The organism is Methylovirgula sp. (genome assembly GCF_037200945.1).
Classification (GTDB): domain Bacteria; phylum Pseudomonadota; class Alphaproteobacteria; order Rhizobiales; family Beijerinckiaceae; genus Methylovirgula.
Genome location: NZ_JBBCGP010000001.1, coordinates 1,384,220 through 1,400,960, shown reverse-complemented (window position 1 = coordinate 1,400,960; position 16,741 = coordinate 1,384,220). Strand labels below are relative to the sequence as shown.

The window sequence follows — 16,741 nt, the reverse complement described above, 5'->3', positions numbered from 1 at the left end:
GAAATGGCAAGCGCACCCAAACTCACCAACGAAGTTCGCGCCTTCGTCGTTCAGTCGCTGGCGATGTTCGATAGCCCGAATACCGTTGCCGAGTCGGTCAAGAAAGAATTCGGGATCGAAATCACTCGGCAATCGATCGAACATTACAACCCAACGTCGCGCCAAGGCCATGATCTGGCAAAGAAATGGGCAGATCTGTTCGAGGCGACGCGCAAAGAATTTCTCGACGATACCAAAGCCATTGCGATCTCGCATCGTTCCGTCCGGATCAGGGCGTTGCAGCGAATGGCCGCCAAGGCCGAAGAGATGGGCGGCCTCTATACCAATCGGCGGGAGCTTACGGGCCGCAGCGGAGGGCCGATCGAAACCGTCAGCACTCAGATGACCGCGAAAGAGGCGGCGGATGCCTATGCCGCAACCCTCGACGGTACAGGCTGAGGCGTGGCCGCCAAACTATGTCGATGTCTTCGCCTGGCGTCAGCAGCAGGTTTTGCGGTTCCGCGGCAACCCGGCTCTGATCCGAGGCGCCTTCGAATATTATCGGACGCGGCCGGCTGAGTTCATCAATCATTGGGTCGATACTTACGACCCGCGGAATGCCGCTGGCGCAGTCCCGGCGCGCATCCCGCTGATCCTGTTCCCGCGGCAGGCCTGATGGGACAGGAGTCGGGCCTCGTCGAGAAATGCGGCGACATGGGCGCGACGTGGATCTGCTGCGCCATTTCAGTCTGGCTCTGGCTATTCTGGCCGGGATCATCTGTCGGGTGGGGAAGCCGAAAAGAACAGCTCGTCGACAAGATCGGCGATCCGGACAGTATCTTCGAAAAGATGCGGATGATCGTCCGTTATCTGCCGCGCGAATTCTGGCCGTTGGGTTTCAAGCCTGACGATCACATGACGTACATGAAGTTCGTCAATCCGGTGAGCGGCGCCACGATCACTGGCGAGGCCGGCGACAACATTGGCCGCGGTGGCCGGAAACTCATCTATTTCAAGGATGAGAGCGCTCATTATGAGCGGCCGGAAAAGATCGAAGCGGCGCTTGCGGACAATACCCGCGTCCAGATCGACATATCCTCGGTCAACGGCTTAGGGAACGTCTTTTACAGACGACGTGAAGCTGGGGTGGATTGGGTTCCGGGCGCCGAGATCGCGCATGGTCGCACCAACGTCTTCGTCATGGATTGGCGCGATCATCCCGCCAAGACTGAAGCCTGGTATGCGCAGCGGAAACGGAAGGCCGAAGATGATGGCCTCCAGCATGTTTTCGCACAAGAGGTCGATCGAAATTATGCCGCCGCGGTCGATGGCATTATCATCCCAGCCGAATGGGTTAAGGCCGCAATCGGGGCTCACGAAAAGCTCGGTTGCGACGATACCGGAGGCTGGGCTGCCGGGCTTGATGTCGCTGACGGTGGCGGAGATCGTAATGCTCTTGCCAAACGCAAGGGATCGATTCTTAAGTCGGCAGAGGAATGGGGCGAGCGCGATACCGGGATGACGGCGCGCCGTGCTGTTTCATCCTGTGACGGCCTCGGCTCCATCGAACTGCAGTATGACAGCATCGGCGTCGGCTCCGGCGTCAAGGCCGAAACCAATCGGCTTGCCGACGAAGGATTATTGCCTGGCCAAATCACGATCATGCCGTGGGGCGCCAGTGAGACGCCCATCGATCCAGACGGCCATGTCGAGCCGGACGACGAAAACACTCCGCTCAACAAGGATTTCTACGGAAACCTCAAGGCTCAGGCCTGGTGGCGGTTGCGGCGCCGCTTCGAGCGCACTTGGCGTGCGCTCAATGAGCCGGGCTTCACGTGGAAACGGCCGCGGCGGGCTATGGCCTTACCGCGTCACGCCGATCGGTCTTGATCCGGTCGCCAACCTTTATCGGAATCAGCGATGGCGCCACGACCATAGACCATACATTCATGGCCAAGCTCAGTGAGCTGTCGATACAGGCCATAACCACAGGGGCCAGCTTCATAACAGAAACGCAACTGCTGACCATTCTTGCTTAGACGCTCTGCAAGCTTGCCGATGTGATCGCCGCGGTTCGGGAAATTGCCAAGGTGGCACACCTCGCCAGTGCGTCCCTCCTTTGCGAGCGCGACCGAAATCGTGGCCTTGCGGACTTCCATACCCACGAAGGATATTGTTCATCAGGTCCGTCCCCCATGTCTGAGGCTCGGCGCCGGCCAATCCGACGCAACCCTCGATGGAAATGCCGCGGAACGGGCCGCCAGCCCAGTCAGACCGCGAACATAGGGTCTAGCCTCGATGCGCCGACAGGGTGTGGAGACGACCAAAAAGCTCAATTCCGGCGCAATTCGTAAGGTTGCATATTGCCCCGCCTTCGTCTAAGCCTAACTTGGAGCAGGTGAGAGCCTTGATGCGGACATATCTTATCGTAAGCTGGGCGCTGGAGACGGGACGGAGATAGGCTCCGCTCTCGCATCTGGCGCTGCTTGAGGCCCTCTGGGGCCTTTTTTATTGCCAAATTTCCTAAATCCCGCAGAAAGCACACGCGGAGGGCGAGATGACACGCATAATGACCGGCGCGGAAATGGTGGTCGAGGCCCTGAAGGATCATGGCGTCGATACCCTATTCGGCTATCCGGGCGGCGCCGTTCTGCCGATCTACGACGTGCTCTATCACCAGACCGAGCTGCGCCATGTCCTAGTCCGCCACGAGCAGGGCGCTGGCCATGCGGCCGAAGGCTATGCTCGCTCCACAGGGCGGCCGGGCGTCATGCTCGTCACCTCGGGCCCCGGCGCGACCAATGCGATCACGGCGTTGACGGATGCGTTGATGGATTCGATCCCAGTGATCTGCATCACCGGGCAGGTGCCGACGCATCTGATCGGCTCGGATGCCTTTCAGGAATGTGATACAGTCGGCATCACCCGGCATTGCACCAAGCACAATTATCTCGTCCGTTCGATCGAGGATCTGCCGCGCGTGCTGCACGAGGCTTTTTACGTCGCGCAGCACGGCCGCCCGGGTCCCGTCGTCATCGACATCCCAAAGGATGTGCAATTCGCGCGCGGCGAATATTTCGGGCCGAAGAACGTCGAGCACAAGACCTATCACCCCCGCCTCGAGGGCGACCCCGAGAAGATCGAAGAGGCGGTGACGATGATGGCGGCCGCCAAGCGGCCGGTCTTCTATACCGGCGGCGGCGTCATCAATTCAGGCCCCGAGGCGTCGCGGCTGTTGCGCGATCTCGTCGCCGCGACGGGGTTCCCGGTCACATCGACCTTGATGGGTCTCGGCGCCTTTCCGGCGCACGACCCAAAATGGCTCGGTATGCTCGGCATGCACGGCACATTCGAGGCCAACAATGTGATGCACGATTGCGATCTCATCGTCGCCGTCGGCTCACGCTTCGATGACCGGATCACCGGCCGCCTCGACCAGTTTTCGCCCGGCTCGAAGAAAATTCATATCGACATCGATCCGTCTTCGATCAACAAGAACGTCAAGGTCGATCTCGGCATCATCGGCGATTGCGCCCATGTGGTTGCGGCGCTGCTCGCCCGCTGGAAGGCGCGCGGCTGCCAGACGGATGCTGTGGCGCTGCAGAATTGGTGGGCGCAGATCGATAAATGGCGGGCGCGTAAATCACTCGCCTATAAGAACTCGAATAATGTCATCAAGCCGCAATATGCGATCGAGCGGCTTTATGCGGCGACCAAGGGACGCGACACCTACATCACGACGGAAGTCGGCCAACATCAGATGTGGGCGGCACAGCATTTCCATTTCGACGAACCGAACCACTGGATGACCAGCGGCGGCCTCGGCACGATGGGCTACGGCCTGCCTGCCGCAATCGGCGTGCAGATGGCGCATCCGCACGCACTTGTCGTCGATATCGCTGGCGAGGGTTCGATCCTGATGAACATTCAGGAGCTTTCGACAGCGGCGCAATATCGTCTGCCGGTGAAGATTTTCATCCTCAATAATGAATATCTTGGCATGGTCCGCCAGTGGCAGGAATTGCTGCACGGCGGGCGCTATTCAGAGAGCTATTCGGAGGCGTTGCCCGATTTCGTCAAACTGGCGGAATCATTCGGCGGTCATGGCATCCGTTGCTCAGACCCGGCCGATCTCGATGCGGCAATTGCCGAAATGATCGAGACGCCGAACATGGTTGTCTTCGATTGTCATATCGACAAGACCGAGAATTGCCTGCCGATGATTCCATCCGGCAAGGCGCATAATGAGATGATTCTGCCGGATACGGAGGAAGCGATCGGCGATGTGATCGATTCCGCCGGCAAAGTCCTGGTTTGAGATCGGGGATGGCTGAGATGAACGCCCCTATCGCACCGCTTTCGCCCTATTCCTCTGCGCTTGGCAAAGAGAACGTCGAGACGCATACGCTCTCGATCGTTGTCGACAACGAGCCGGGTGTGCTCGCCCGCGTGGTCGGGCTCTTCTCGGGCCGCGGCTATAATATCGATAGCCTGACCGTCGCAGAATTCGCCCATGCGGAGCATCTCTCGCGTATCACGATCGTAACCTCCGGACCGGCCGCGGCAATCGAGCAGATCGGTCATCAGTTGAACCGGCTTGTTCCCGTCCACAACGTCAAGGACTTGACGCTACGCGGCAATGCGATTGAGCGCGAACTGGCGATGATCAAGGTCGCTGGCACCGGCACGCCACGCCAGGAGGCTTTGCGGCTTGGTGAGATTTTCCACGCTCGCGTCATCGACACGACGACGGAATCCTTCGTCTTTGAACTGACCGGTCCGGCGAAGAAGATTGATGAATTCGTCGAACTGATGCGGCCGCTCGGCCTCGTCGAGGTCGCGCGGACTGGCGTCGCCGCCATGTCGCGCGGCAGAGAGCCGACCTGAAACTTTGACTTCAACCTGAAGGCCGCAGCGCGGCCCACTAACCGGGAAAACTCGTCTATGCGCGTATATTATGATCGTGACGCCGACCTCAATCTCATCAAGGGCAAGAAGGTCGCCATCGTCGGATACGGCAGCCAGGGCCATGCGCATGCGCTGAACCTGCGCGATTCCGGCGTCAAAGATGTCATCGTTGCCCTGCGCGAAGGTTCGACCTCCGCAAAAAAGGCTGCGGCAGAGGGCCTCAAGGTCATGTCGGTCGCCGAAGCCGCGAAGATCGCCGACGTCGTGATGATGCTGACGCCCGACGAATTGCAGAGCGACATTTATCGCGAACATCTCGCGCCTAACCTTAAGGAGGGTGCGGCGCTGCTTTTCGCGCATGGGCTCGCGATTCACTTCAATCTCATCGAACCGCGCAAGGATCTCGATGTGCTGATGGTGGCGCCGAAGGGCCCCGGCCATACCGTACGCTCGGAATATAAGCGCGGCGGCGGCGTGCCCTGTCTCATCGCGGTGGCACAGGATGCCACGGGTAATGCACACGATCTCGCGCTCTCCTATGCCTCGGCCATCGGCGGCGGCCGCGCCGGCATTATTGAGACGAGCTTCCGCGAGGAATGCGAGACCGATCTCTTCGGTGAACAGGCTGTGCTCTGCGGCGGCCTCGTCGAATTGATCCGCGCCGGTTTCGAAACGCTGACCGAAGCGGGTTACGCGCCGGAGATGGCCTATTTCGAATGCCTGCATGAAGTAAAGCTGATCGTCGACCTCATCTATGAGGGCGGCATCGCCAACATGAATTACTCGATCTCGAACACCGCCGAATATGGCGAATATGTCAGCGGCCCGCGCATCGTGACGCCCGAGACCAAAGCCGAAATGAAGCGTGTTTTGAGCGACATTCAGACCGGCAAATTCACCCGCGATTGGATGCTCGAAAACAAGGTCAACCAGACTTCGTTCAAGGCGAGCCGCGCCCGCTCGCAGGCACATCCGATCGAAGAAGTCGGCGCTAAGCTGCGCGGGATGATGCCGTGGATCGGCGCCAATAAGCTCGTGGATAAGGAAAAGAATTAAATCCGCATTGTTTAAAAGCGTGAGCTCGTTGGGTGGCCGGCTGCCCGGCGGGGGGACACCACAGGTGTTTCCAAAACTGGCGGAGGCCGGCCTTCTCAACGCGGCAAGCAGGATTGGATGGCCAATTGTTGTAGCTGGGGCATTCGTGCTTCAGTGAGCTAAGTGAAGTCTTGATGCTCCTATGGGCCCTGATTCGAGGCTGGCCCCTTAGCGAGATAATCCTTGAGGAGCAGGGCCCGGGCACCGTTAGCAGTCGCCGATGGATGCCCGTCTCCGGCTATCATCAACTGCGTGCCGGGCGAAAATGTCTTGGGAGTTAGATATACATCCAAGACGCTTATGCCCGCGTCGCGTAGCCGTTTTTGGATCCGTGCGTCTGTGAAGGCTGATTTATCCAGATATGGACCGACGTACGGAATGTATAAAATTATCAGGCGACCACCATATTTTTGCTTCACCAGTTGTGCGGATCGAGCGAATTCGGCAATGTAAAGTTCTACATCTGCGTTACTAACGGGTTTTGTGATCGACCCGGCAAATCGACTGAATAGCGAGCTTCCTGAAACGATGTCGCTGAGAGCCCGCCGCCATCCTTCTAGGCAGGCGCCCTGGTAGAAAGGGGTTCCGTCGCGCAGCGTGTAACGCGGTGCTCTGGACATGAATCCCGGGCGGCACGCAGACCGCTCGATAAGCCAATTGCCCGTCTCATAGATAAATAGCTTCGTGTTGTTCAGAAGCGGATCAAACATTCCGGTTTCTATCGCGCGCAGAAATTGCTGTGGTCCGTAACCGGGAAATCCGAAATTGAGCACATGGACTTTGCGCCCTGTGATATCGGCATAGATCTGCGGCAGCGTTTCGGAATCCGGCAAACCCTGGCCGAATGGTACGCGTCCGAGAGGCGCCGCCTTGCGGGTTGATTGAGTTTCGGCTCAGCATGTGGCCTTAAGTCTATACTTAAGGTCGGTTTGATGAGAGCTGAGGTCCTGACCGGGGTTGAGCGCCGGCGCCGATGGTCGGACGACGAGAAGGCGCGGCTCGTTGCCGAGACACTGGTGCCTGGCGCGAAGGTCTCAGCCGTTGCGCGTCGATATGGGATTTCTGCGAGCCTTCTGTTCTTCTGGCGCCGCCGGGCACGCCTGGATGTTGAAGCGCCACTTCACTTGGTCCCGGTGAGGATCGCGTCATCGGATGGGAGTGAGGTTGCCCCGGCCATCGTCGCGTCGCCTGGGCCTGAAAGACGGAGGTATCCGGACGAAGCGATTTTGAGGCGTTCGCCTGTCATCGAGTTGGATTTTGAAAGCGGTGCGCGGCTGCGGATTTTTGATGTTGCCGATGCGGGATTAGTGAAGACGGTCATCGAGGCCATGACACGCTGATGCTCACAATCCCGGGGAATGTGCGCGTCTGGCTTGCGACAGGGCATACGGACATGCGGCGCGGCTTCCGGAGCCTTGCGTTGCTTGTGCAGGAGAGCCTCAAGCGTGATCCGCATGCTGGCGATCTTTACGTTTTTCGCGGCCGGCGCGGCGATCTCATTAAGGTAATCTGGTTTGATGACCAAGGGGCATGCGTGTTTTCGAAGCGATTGGAACATGGCCGTTTCCTATGGCCCTCGATGGCGGACGGTGTCGTTACGATAAGTGTTGCCCAGCTTTCTTATCTTCTTTCCGGGATCGACTGGCGTATGCCGCGGGAGACGTGGCGTCCGAAAGCGGCGGGATAATCTGTGACGGATTGACTCGGGCGCAGGATCCGAGGCGATTTTTGCCTGCGAATATGGTTGGATCGGGTCGTGACAGACGCTTCCGATCCGCTTCCTTCCGACCTTGCAAGTGCCCATGCGCTGATCTTGGCGCAGCGGGAGCTTTTGGCCAATGAGCAAGCGTTGAGGATCGTCGCCGAGAGCGCGGCAAAGGTCGGCGCCTTGGAGATCGAACGCCTGAAATTGATGCTGGCGAAAGCCCGTCGGGCGCAGTTCGGCCAATCCTCGGAACGCGGCAGGCTTCTGATCGAGCAGCTTGAGCTTGCAATCGAAGATCTCGAGGAGACGCAGGCCGCCGAAGCGACAAGGGTGGAAATTGCGGCGCCGGAAGCCGCCAGGGAAAAGCGCGCCCGTGGCCCGCGGGGACCGCGTAAGCTGCCTGACGATCTACCGGTCGAACGGATCGTCGAGCCGGCCCCTTGCTCCTGCGGCAAATGTGGCGGACGGCGCCTGCGCAAGCTCGGTGAAGTCGTCTCCAAGACGCTGGAATGCGAACCGCGGCGCTGGAAAATCGTCGAGCGCGTGCGGGAGAAGTTCTCGTGCCGCGACTGCGAAGGTATTACCGAGGCGCCAGCACCCTCGCATCCGATCCCACGTGGTTTTGCCGGTCCGAGCCTGCTTGCCATGGTGCTCGTCTCCAAGTTCCTGCTGCATCAGCCGCTGAACCGTCAAAGTGATGCCTGTGCCCGCGAGGGCATCGAGATCGATACCTCGACGCTCGCCGATTGGGTCGGCGCCTGCGTCGTCGCGCTCGATCCCCTTGTTCAGGCGATCCGAGTTCATGTTCTTCGGGCAGACCGCATTCATGCCGATGACACCAGGGTTCAGGTTCTTGCGAAATTGAAGACGATCACCGGGCGATTGTGGACCTACGTTCGTGACGATCAGCCTTTTGGCGGCACTGACCCGCCAGCGGCCTTTTTTGAATACTCACGCAATCGCGCCGGAGAACATCCGCAACGGCATCTGGTCGACTATGTCGGCATCATGCAGGCGGATGCCTATCAAGGCTATAACGAGCTTTACAAGCTGGCGCGTCGGCCTGCGCCGATTCTCGAGGCGGCGTGCTGGGCGCATTGGCGGAGACACTTCTTCGATCTGGCGAAGGATGGAAAGGCGCCGATCGCGATCGAGGCCGTGCACCGCATGGATGAACTTTTTGAAATCGAGCGTATGATCAACGGCAAATCGCCTCGAGAGCGTCTCGCCGTCCGTCGTGAGCTGTCGAAGCCGCTGGTCGATAGCCTTGAGACTTGGTTGTCTGAGCAGCGTGCGCGGCTCTCTGCCAAGAATGACACAACGAAGGTCATCAATTATGGCCTCAGCCGCTGGACGGCCTTCACACACTTCCTGGAGGATGGCCGCGTTTGCCTCAGCAATAATGCCGCCGAACGCGCGGTGCGTGGAATCGCCGTCGGCCGCCGCAACTGGACATTCGCGGGCTCCGACGAAGGCGGCCGCCGTGCCGCATCGGTTTATACATTGATAGAAACCTGTAAGCTGAACGACGTCGATCCGCAGGCTTGGCTCACCGACGTCCTGGCGCGCCTCCCCGACCATCCGGCAAAGGAGATCAGCCAACTATTGCCATGGGCATGGAAAGCTGCGCGCCAATCCGCGCAGGCTGTGGCCGCCTAAACAACTACCCTTCGTCGAACCCAGATCCGCCTGCGGTGCAAACCGGATGCGTACGCCGAATGTGAACGAGTCGCCGAAGAAGGCGACAGTGGGATCGCCCGGACCTGATTGCGTTCGACGCAACAGCTGATTATCGATCGTGTAATCGACGTTGTAGATCAGACGTCCGTCGACGCCTGTTCTGGCGGCGTGATAGGTGCCGGGAGCAGAAGGCCCCCAGCCCAAAATTGGCCGGGAAACGGAGAAACCCCGCGTATTGATGGCCTGGTCGGGTTGCATGGCGGTTGCCCGACCTCGATCAAGGACAATCCCAAGACTGTCGCGGCTATCGCAGTCGCTGTGTTCCGCAACCCGCCATGAAGTCCGATCGCTAAATCGACAATCAGCAGGAAGGCCAGAAATTCGTATGCTGCCTGAGAATACTTGGAGTGGGTCAGCGATACGACATAGGCCAGTCCGCAAAGTAACAGCGGAAATACGGCAAAGATAATAAACCGGCGTCGAACAATTGCTGACATCATCACCCCGATATATTTTCCCTCGCGTCTGTGCACCTTCTTAACTGCTCTGTGGTGCGCACGCGAGACCGGTGAGACCGCAAAAATTTCGAAGGGAGTTGCGGTCCGCGACCTTCAGGATGTTCCAGAGTTCTTTCAGCCTCTGGCTTGACCCGCGAGAAATCGGGTGCATATACATCAATACAAGCGCATATGCGCCTATTAGCTCATGGAGAGACGGATGAATATCGAAGGATCGGTCGCGTTGGTCACGGGCGCCAACCGCGGCCTTGGCAAAGTCTTGGTTGAGCAATTGCGCGCGTGCGGCGCCAAGAAAATCTACGCTGGAGCGCGCGACCCGTCGAAGGTCGCTCATTCTGGCGTTGAGCCGGTGAAACTCGATATTACGAGTGCCGCCGACGTCGAGGCTGCGGCCAAGGCCCTGAGCGACGTCACCCTGGTCATCAACAATGCCGGCGTTGCGTCTTTTTCCTCGCTTGCCGACGACGGCTCGCTGGAGATCGCTCGAAAGGCGATGGAAACAAATTATTTCGGCACTTTACGCGTCGCCAATGCTTTCGCGCCGATCCTCGCCAAGAACGGCGGCGGCGCCCTCGTCAATATGCTCTCTGTCTTGACCTGGATCACCTATCCATCGCTTGCCGCCTATTGCGCGTCGAAATCGGCCGCCTGGGCGCTCACCAATGCCCTGCGGCAGGAATTGAAAGCGCAAGGCACGCTTGTTGTCGGGGTTCACGCCGGGTTGATCGACACCGATATGGCCGCCGGGGTCGAGGCGCCGAAGGTCACGCCGGAACAGGTCGCGAAAGCCATCCTCGATGGGGTCGCAGCGGGGCACGAGGAGGTACTTTCTGACGATCCCTCGCGCCATATCAAGGCAGCGCTTTCAAACCAACCGGGGCCTTACCTCTAGGCCGGCTTCACGCGCTCGCCGTTAAAACCTCTATTGTCTGGATGCTGGCACAGTCTTAGTCTTACTGCGTCATAAATTTCGTAGCCTGACTTTCTTGATCGGTCGTGCACAGCAGGGACATCGCGCGAGTTGTCTGGCGAGCGCGACCGTTAATCGTCGTCGCATGGTCGCGATGGAGTTTGGGATGTGACGTTCTGTGCGCAGCGGCAGAGCCGCGGGGTCGCTGATTGGCGGAAAGACAAGGCGTTTGGAAGACCCCGCCGGGACGCATGCCCGAGGGGGGAATCGTCTGCCTTTCGCAGATCAGGAATCCATAGGAGGCAATGCACAGCGTCGCGTGATGATGGAAGCCGCGCCAGCCGCGGCCTTCGAAGTGCCCCAGGCCGATCTCCTGCTTGAGATCCTGATAATCGCGCTCGATGCGCCAACGCAGCTTTGTAAGGTCAACCAGACGCGTGAATGCGATTTTCTCCGGCAGCGTCGAGAACCAGTATTTTATCGGTTCAGCTTCGCCCTTGGGCCACTCGATCAATAGCCATTCTTCAAGCCGCGCCTCGGACAGATTGTAATCGCGATGGGCGGCACGAACGCGCAGGCGTGCGAAACGCGAGGTGAGCGGCTCGGCGGTTCCTTCGCGCCATGTGACCGTGCGCCAGGCTTTGGCCGGCAGGCTCTGCGCCAGCGCCTTCACCGAGATCGGTTGGTGGTGGCTGTCGCGGCGCATCAGGCTGGGTGGGCGGCCGCGGCCTGACCACGCCTTGGGACGAGCCGGTGCGGTGCCCGGCGCCCACACTGTGGTGTTGGGCAGAATGCCGGCGACATAGGTCAAGCCCAAGGCGGCAATGGCCCGGCGCAGCTCCGTGTTGGCGCCATAGCCAGCGTCCATCAGGACGACGCCGCGAGGCAGTCCCGCGTCATAGGCCGCGCGGATTTGCGCGAGCGCGATCTCGGGCTTGGTCTTGAAGCCGATCTCCTGAGGCACATGGGCTTTGCACCGCCGCAGTTCGTCGTCGGCCCAGTCGTGCGGAAGATAGAGCTGATAAGCTACCGGCAGGCTGGCGTGCCTGTTGGCCAGCGACAGCGAGACGGCGACCTGACAATTATCCTGCTTGCCCAGCTGGCCGCAATATTGCCGCGCCACGCCGACCGAATGCCGGCCTTTCTTGGGGAACCCTGTGTCATCGATGATCCACGCCTGGATTGGTCCATGGTCCTCGATCTTCGGCAGGACCATCTCCTGCACCTTGGCCAAAACCGCCTCATCGGACCAGCGTCCCTCACCCACGAAGTGCAACAGGGATTGGTGCTGTGCCGCCGTCCGTTCCGGCGCTGTCACCGCCGCCATCGGCTCAACGCTCTTGCGTTCGACCGGCATCAGAAGCCCGGTGCAATAATCGCGTAGCGGACGAGCTCGGTCCACATGACCGAGCACCCTCACCAGCCCTGCAACGTAACCCAAAACCGTTCCGCACAGCCATCCGTTCGAAGATCCATCATGGCCTCCGTGCCGAAATGAATCTCCCAAGCCTACGTGAGTCGCCTCCGCAAACCGCCGCGGCTTTCTGACTCAGTAAGATTAGCAGGCTGCTGAAAAGCCCTCTTCCTTTGCGGGGCTGATCGTGATTCCATTTCGTTGGGAGACAGCAGCATGCGCGGCAGTGACGAAGGTTCGGGACAGCTTTTCAGTTATGTTGATCTGGAGGCGCGGGTGCGCCGTGATCATCCGTTGCGAGTGATCCGCGCGATCGCCAACGAGGCGCTCGGCGCCATGGCGGCGGATTTCGCCGGCCTCTATTCGAAGGTCGGCCGTCCGTCGATCCCGCCGGAACGGCTGCTGCGGGCGATGCTGTTGCAGGCTTTCTATTCAGTTCGCTCGGAACGCCAGTTGATGGAGCGATTGGATACCGACTTACTGTTTCGTTGGTTTGTCGGGCTCACCATCGACGATCCGGTGTGGGATGCGACGGTGTTTTCCAAGAACCGCGATCGTCTGCTCGATGGGGCGATCGCCGCGAAGTTCCTCGCCGCCGTGCTGGCCCAGCCGCGCGTCAAAAGGCTGATCTCGTCGGATCATTTCTCCGTCGATGGCACGCTGATCGAGGCTTGGGCCTCGATGAAAAGCTTCAAGCCGAAGGACGATTCAGGGGATCAGCCGCCGTCAGGTCCTGGCCGCAACGCCGAGGCGGATTTCAAGGGTGAGAAGCGCTCGAACGAGACACATGCCTCGACCACTGACCCCGAGGCCCGACTTTATCGCAAGGGGCCGGGCATGGAAGCAAAACTCGCTTTCCTCGGCCACGCCTTGATGGAGAACCGTTGCGGCCTCATCGTCGATGCCTGTCTCACGCCCGCCAACGGCCATGGCGAACGCATCGCGGCGCTGGCCATGATCGAGCCGCGCGCCGATCGGCCAAAAGCCATCACGCTCGGCGCCGACAAGGGTTATGACGCGGCCGATTTCGTCAATGAACTGCGAACCATGAATGTGCGTCCGCACATCGCGCAAAATATCAGCGGCCGGCGTTCAACCATCGACCGGCGAACAACGCGCCATCAGGCCTATTCGGCGAGCCAGCGCATTCGTAAACGGATCGAGGAGGCCTTTGGTTGGATGAAGACCATCGCCGGGCAGCGCAAGACAAAGTTTCGCGGCGTCGATCGCGTGGGCTGGGCCTTCGCCTTCGCCGCCGCAGCCTACAACCTCGTCAGACTACCGAAATTGATTGAGGAGATGACACCATGATGCCACCTAAGGCCCCGCTCGTCACGGCAGCGTCCTACGCGCCATCGCCCAGGCCATTTTCCGAAATGCGTCAGCAAGCCTGGCCGCGCCTGAAGCACGACAATTTTCAGCAGCCTGCTAAAGCAGCTTCAGCCGCCGAATCTCCGGCGGCTGCACGCCCTCGTATTTCTTCTTCCAATTGAAATAGGTCGCCGGGCTGATCCCGGCCTTCCGGCAAATGTCCGCAACCGAAACCCCGTCAACGCTTGCTTCAAAATGAACGCCTTCTGCGCATCCGAAATTTCGACGCCTTCATCGTCTTCCGCTCCCCCAAGCCGAGGAATCAGCCAACGGAAAACTCTACCTAAAAACGATCCAGTTTGCCGGGAGCAGATCAGATGAATCATGCCCTAAAATAATCGGATTCACATTCTCAAACACGTTCTCCTTCCTTGTGTTCACGGCACCCACTTTAGCTAACGCCATGACACTGCGCGCAGCTAGATAAAAATCCAAGGATTGGTCGGCAGGATTTCGCAGCGATTCCTAGTGTGCTAACGAGTCAAGTAACACATTTATTACTCGTCATAGCATTCATCGCAGCCTGAAAATGTTTAGAAAGCGCAACCCGGGAAAGGATTTAGACCTTCATGATCGAAATCACTTCGCAGGAGTGCAGATTTATATATCCACTCGCTCTGCCAGAAATCACTGTCATCATAACCTGCTATAATTACTCAAAGTTTCTGATAGCAGCCGCGAAGTCTGTTCAGGATCAGACATATCCAAACTTCGAATGTTTAGTGGTCGATGACTGCTCCACCGACGACTCGTTCGACAAAATATCCGATTTTATTAGAGAGACTGACGACAGCCGATTCCGTTGCCTACGGCTCGGTAAAAACCTCGGCCAAATGGGTGCGATCAAAGCAGGCATCGAAAATAGTACAGCTCCATTCATTGTTTTAATGGACGCTGACGACCTTATTATTACAGACTTCTTGAAGACACATCTTGAAGCCCACCTAAATTCTTCATTCTCGGCCGCCTTGACGGCATCAGATACTATTCAAATAAACGAACACGGCCACATTCTTGAATCGACGTTCCATTCTTTATCAAAATTTCGCACGCACTCCGAAGAAGACGCCAAAATCAAGGAAATACCTACGGATGCGCTCGGGAATATCTTCGACAATCATATCACCTTCAAAAAACGTCCCGCGTCAATTCGCTATATCGAGCCGTATGCGGAGGGCTGGAATGTCGTCGCAATGTCATCTCTCATGTTTCGACGAGATGTGCTCGAACTGATTATGCCAGACAATGTTGATCGGCTAAGGATTTGCGCTGATTTCTATCTCGTCACTTATGCTCATAGCATAGCTGGAACAATCACGATCAGTGAATCACTGTCGGCGTTTAGAATGCACAGGAAAAATAATTTCAGCTTCAACCCAATCCTTGGGGGGCGTCACCTACCGGGCCATTTTCCATCTGAGCATTCCGATCTCATTCGTCGAGAGATAGCCAACCACATTGTAATACAATTTGACATATTAAGCCGCGTACTGGGCGCCGCGCGTTGCAACGACATGATCGCAAGATATGGGCCTATCAAAAACGTCTCAAGCGCCGAAACCCAAAGCAGCCCCCTGGAAAACGGTAGGGGGAGAAAAACCAGGCGTGGCCTTGGCTTCTTCAAAAGGACATTCGAAAGCGCCAAATCATGATCGATCTATCAATTCCCGGTCAAATGACCGAAAACGAACTACGAGGCATCGAGGCAATTGCCGCTGGCGCTCCCCAGAACGCGCAAATCGTCGAAATTGGCTCCCTCTTCGGCCTTTCCAGTGTAACGTGGGCATCATCGGCGCCGCTTGGTAGCACGGTCTTCTGCATTGATCCGTGGGTCAGGGAGCAATGGATTATCGATCTGGTCGAAACCAAAATACCTAACTGTCCCATTTTCTCCCGAGAAGCTTTCAACAATTTCACGAAAAGTTACAAAAACATTACGCCGCTTCAAGGCTATAGTCCTCAAGATTTTACAAATTGGCGGCAACCGGTTGACGTTCTATTCGACGATGCGATGCATCATAATCCGTTCTTGCGAACGAACCTGCGTTTTTGGCTTCAGTTTATGAAGCCAGGCGCGGTTATGTGCGGGCATGATTATTGCCAAATGTGGCCGGACGTCATCGCCGAAGTCAACTTAATAGCCGAAGAGCTAAAAATAGCGGTTTTTACAACTGAAACGCTTTGGTGGATGAGGATGCCGAATGATTTCCGGCCAAAGAGTTATAATCGCAGAGGGCACAAATCGTGGCAGGCAATTCTACAGCCTTAATCTTCTCTACAGACGAAACTTATGCCCCGCTTGCGAAAGGCCTAGTGTTAAGTCTTGTCGACAAAAACTCAATCAATCTTTCATTATGCTTGGTCGATATAGGCTGCTCGCCAGAAACATTGACCTGGATGAAAGAGCATGGTGTGACAATTAGTGCGTTTGATCGCGCGAAATATCTGCCAATAAAGCTAAATTCCGCTGTCAAACAATATCAGGACGCACAGTTATGTCGACCGTTTCTCCCTTCTATTTTTCCCGACCATGAGGTTTACCTTTGGTGCGACTCCGATATTTGGATACAGAATATCGAGTCACTGAATTTGTACATCGATATCGCAAAGAAAAATCCCGAGAAGGTGGCTATTTCCCCTCTCATAGACGTTTCATACAAGTATCATTTTGCGGACGGCATGGAGTTCATGCGATACGCTCGACACTGGTTCCGGGGATGCTATGGGGCGACTATCGCCGAAACTTATGCGGATCACGCAATACTCAGTAGCGGTCTTTTCGCCATGCGTATGGACAATCCGATTTGGAGTCTTTGGGCGTCTGAGCTCATTCGTATATTCGAAGGCGAATTCGAAGATCATTACCAAAGTCATCTGGCCGAACAGACGGTTCTAAACTACTTAGTCTATAGTCGGGGCGCCCTTGGCGTTTTAGAAGCACTTCACAATTATAATTGCCATATCGGATCAGCTGTTCGACGAAATGGAGCCGTAGTCGTCGACGCGATTCCCTACCGCAAAATAGGCGCAGTTCATCTAACTTATAGCAGTAAGATGCTTCCTGAGTACCTTAGATCCGGCCTTCTTTATAAAGAAGGTAGCTATCTTTCTGACGTCGAGAGAGCCAGCCTCTCGAATATCTCGCATTATTAATCAAGATG

15 protein-coding genes and 3 pseudogenes are annotated in these 16,741 nt (G+C 57.4%); 14 read left to right on the top strand and 4 right to left on the bottom strand.

What is annotated here, in order from left to right:
• The first annotated feature begins 3 nt into the window (after positions 1–3).
• The 3 genes from WDN02_RS06885 to WDN02_RS06875 are packed head-to-tail and all read left to right on the top strand — an operon-like array spanning position 4 to position 1,869.
• Positions 4–438 (top strand): DUF2280 domain-containing protein, encoded by a 435-nt coding sequence (locus WDN02_RS06885; RefSeq protein ID WP_337292784.1) that lies wholly within the window; start codon positions 4–6, stop codon positions 436–438.
• Positions 410–655: a hypothetical protein gene (locus WDN02_RS06880; protein WP_337292783.1), complete on the top strand. Its 246-nt coding sequence runs from the start codon at positions 410–412 to the stop codon at positions 653–655. Before WDN02_RS06885 ends, WDN02_RS06880 begins: the two co-directional genes overlap by 29 nt.
• Positions 655–1,869 carry a hypothetical protein gene (locus WDN02_RS06875; RefSeq protein ID WP_337292782.1) on the top strand — a complete coding sequence of 405 codons (1,215 nt, stop codon included), beginning with the start codon at positions 655–657 and terminating at the stop codon, positions 1,867–1,869. The genes WDN02_RS06880 and WDN02_RS06875 overlap by 1 nt, the downstream gene beginning before the upstream one ends.
• Here WDN02_RS06875 and WDN02_RS06870 read toward each other — a convergent pair.
• Positions 1,841–1,997: pseudogene (locus tag WDN02_RS06870) on the bottom strand (IS110 family transposase); the annotation flags it as partial. The gene WDN02_RS06875 and the pseudogene WDN02_RS06870 overlap by 29 nt on opposite strands.
• A gap of 539 nt (positions 1,998–2,536) precedes the next feature.
• On the opposite strand from WDN02_RS06870, the gene WDN02_RS06865 reads away from it, so the two are divergent.
• The 3 genes from WDN02_RS06865 to ilvC are packed head-to-tail and all read left to right on the top strand — an operon-like array spanning position 2,537 to position 5,943.
• A complete protein-coding gene (locus WDN02_RS06865; protein ID WP_337292781.1) occupies positions 2,537–4,297 on the top strand; it encodes an acetolactate synthase 3 large subunit in 1,761 nt (586 codons plus the stop codon).
• 17 nt (positions 4,298–4,314) lie between these two features.
• Positions 4,315–4,866, top strand: coding sequence for an acetolactate synthase small subunit (gene ilvN, locus WDN02_RS06860; RefSeq protein WP_337292780.1), 552 nt, complete (start codon positions 4,315–4,317; stop codon positions 4,864–4,866).
• A 57-nt stretch (positions 4,867–4,923) separates the two neighbouring features.
• Positions 4,924–5,943, top strand: coding sequence for a ketol-acid reductoisomerase (ilvC, locus tag WDN02_RS06855; protein ID WP_337292779.1), 1,020 nt, complete (start codon positions 4,924–4,926; stop codon positions 5,941–5,943).
• A 179-nt stretch (positions 5,944–6,122) separates the two neighbouring features.
• Here the strand turns inward: ilvC and WDN02_RS06850 are convergent, their stop codons facing one another.
• A complete protein-coding gene (locus tag WDN02_RS06850) occupies positions 6,123–6,815 on the bottom strand; it encodes a hypothetical protein (RefSeq protein ID WP_337292778.1) in 693 nt (230 codons plus the stop codon).
• 99 nt (positions 6,816–6,914) lie between these two features.
• On the opposite strand from WDN02_RS06850, the pseudogene WDN02_RS06845 reads away from it, so the two are divergent.
• The 4 genes and pseudogenes from WDN02_RS06845 to WDN02_RS06830 form a co-directional block, all read left to right on the top strand.
• A pseudogene (locus WDN02_RS06845) lies at positions 6,915–7,076 on the top strand (transposase); the annotation flags it as partial.
• 245 nt (positions 7,077–7,321) lie between these two features.
• A complete protein-coding gene (gene tnpB, locus WDN02_RS06840; RefSeq protein WP_337291548.1) occupies positions 7,322–7,669 on the top strand; it encodes an IS66 family insertion sequence element accessory protein TnpB in 348 nt (115 codons plus the stop codon).
• 69 nt (positions 7,670–7,738) lie between these two features.
• Complete coding sequence (locus WDN02_RS06835; RefSeq protein ID WP_337292777.1) at positions 7,739–9,346, top strand: IS66 family transposase; 1,608 nt, start codon at positions 7,739–7,741, stop codon at positions 9,344–9,346.
• Positions 9,347–10,084: 738 nt separating this feature from the next.
• A complete protein-coding gene (locus WDN02_RS06830) occupies positions 10,085–10,777 on the top strand; it encodes an SDR family oxidoreductase (protein ID WP_337292776.1) in 693 nt (230 codons plus the stop codon).
• A gap of 61 nt (positions 10,778–10,838) precedes the next feature.
• Here the strand turns inward: WDN02_RS06830 and WDN02_RS06825 are convergent, their stop codons facing one another.
• Complete coding sequence (locus WDN02_RS06825; protein WP_337292775.1) at positions 10,839–12,236, bottom strand: IS701 family transposase; 1,398 nt, start codon at positions 12,234–12,236, stop codon at positions 10,839–10,841.
• Positions 12,237–12,425: 189 nt separating this feature from the next.
• Here WDN02_RS06825 and WDN02_RS06820 point away from each other — a divergent pair, with 189 nt between their 5' ends.
• Positions 12,426–13,520 carry an IS5 family transposase gene (locus WDN02_RS06820; protein WP_337292774.1) on the top strand — a complete coding sequence of 365 codons (1,095 nt, stop codon included), beginning with the start codon at positions 12,426–12,428 and terminating at the stop codon, positions 13,518–13,520.
• A gap of 120 nt (positions 13,521–13,640) precedes the next feature.
• Here WDN02_RS06820 and WDN02_RS06815 read toward each other — a convergent pair.
• A pseudogene (locus WDN02_RS06815) lies at positions 13,641–13,801 on the bottom strand (transposase); the annotation flags it as partial.
• A gap of 348 nt (positions 13,802–14,149) precedes the next feature.
• Between WDN02_RS06815 and WDN02_RS06810 the strand changes: the two are divergent.
• Genes WDN02_RS06810 through WDN02_RS06800 form a run of 3 tightly spaced genes read left to right on the top strand, consistent with a single transcriptional unit; the run spans position 14,150 to position 16,733 of the window.
• Positions 14,150–15,232, top strand: coding sequence for a glycosyltransferase family 2 protein (locus WDN02_RS06810; protein ID WP_337292773.1), 1,083 nt, complete (start codon positions 14,150–14,152; stop codon positions 15,230–15,232).
• A complete protein-coding gene (locus WDN02_RS06805; RefSeq protein ID WP_337292772.1) occupies positions 15,229–15,849 on the top strand; it encodes a class I SAM-dependent methyltransferase in 621 nt (206 codons plus the stop codon). The genes WDN02_RS06810 and WDN02_RS06805 overlap by 4 nt, the downstream gene beginning before the upstream one ends.
• Positions 15,825–16,733, top strand: coding sequence for a hypothetical protein (locus WDN02_RS06800; RefSeq protein WP_337292771.1), 909 nt, complete (start codon positions 15,825–15,827; stop codon positions 16,731–16,733). The genes WDN02_RS06805 and WDN02_RS06800 overlap by 25 nt, the downstream gene beginning before the upstream one ends.
• The last annotated feature ends 8 nt before the right edge of the window (positions 16,734–16,741 follow it).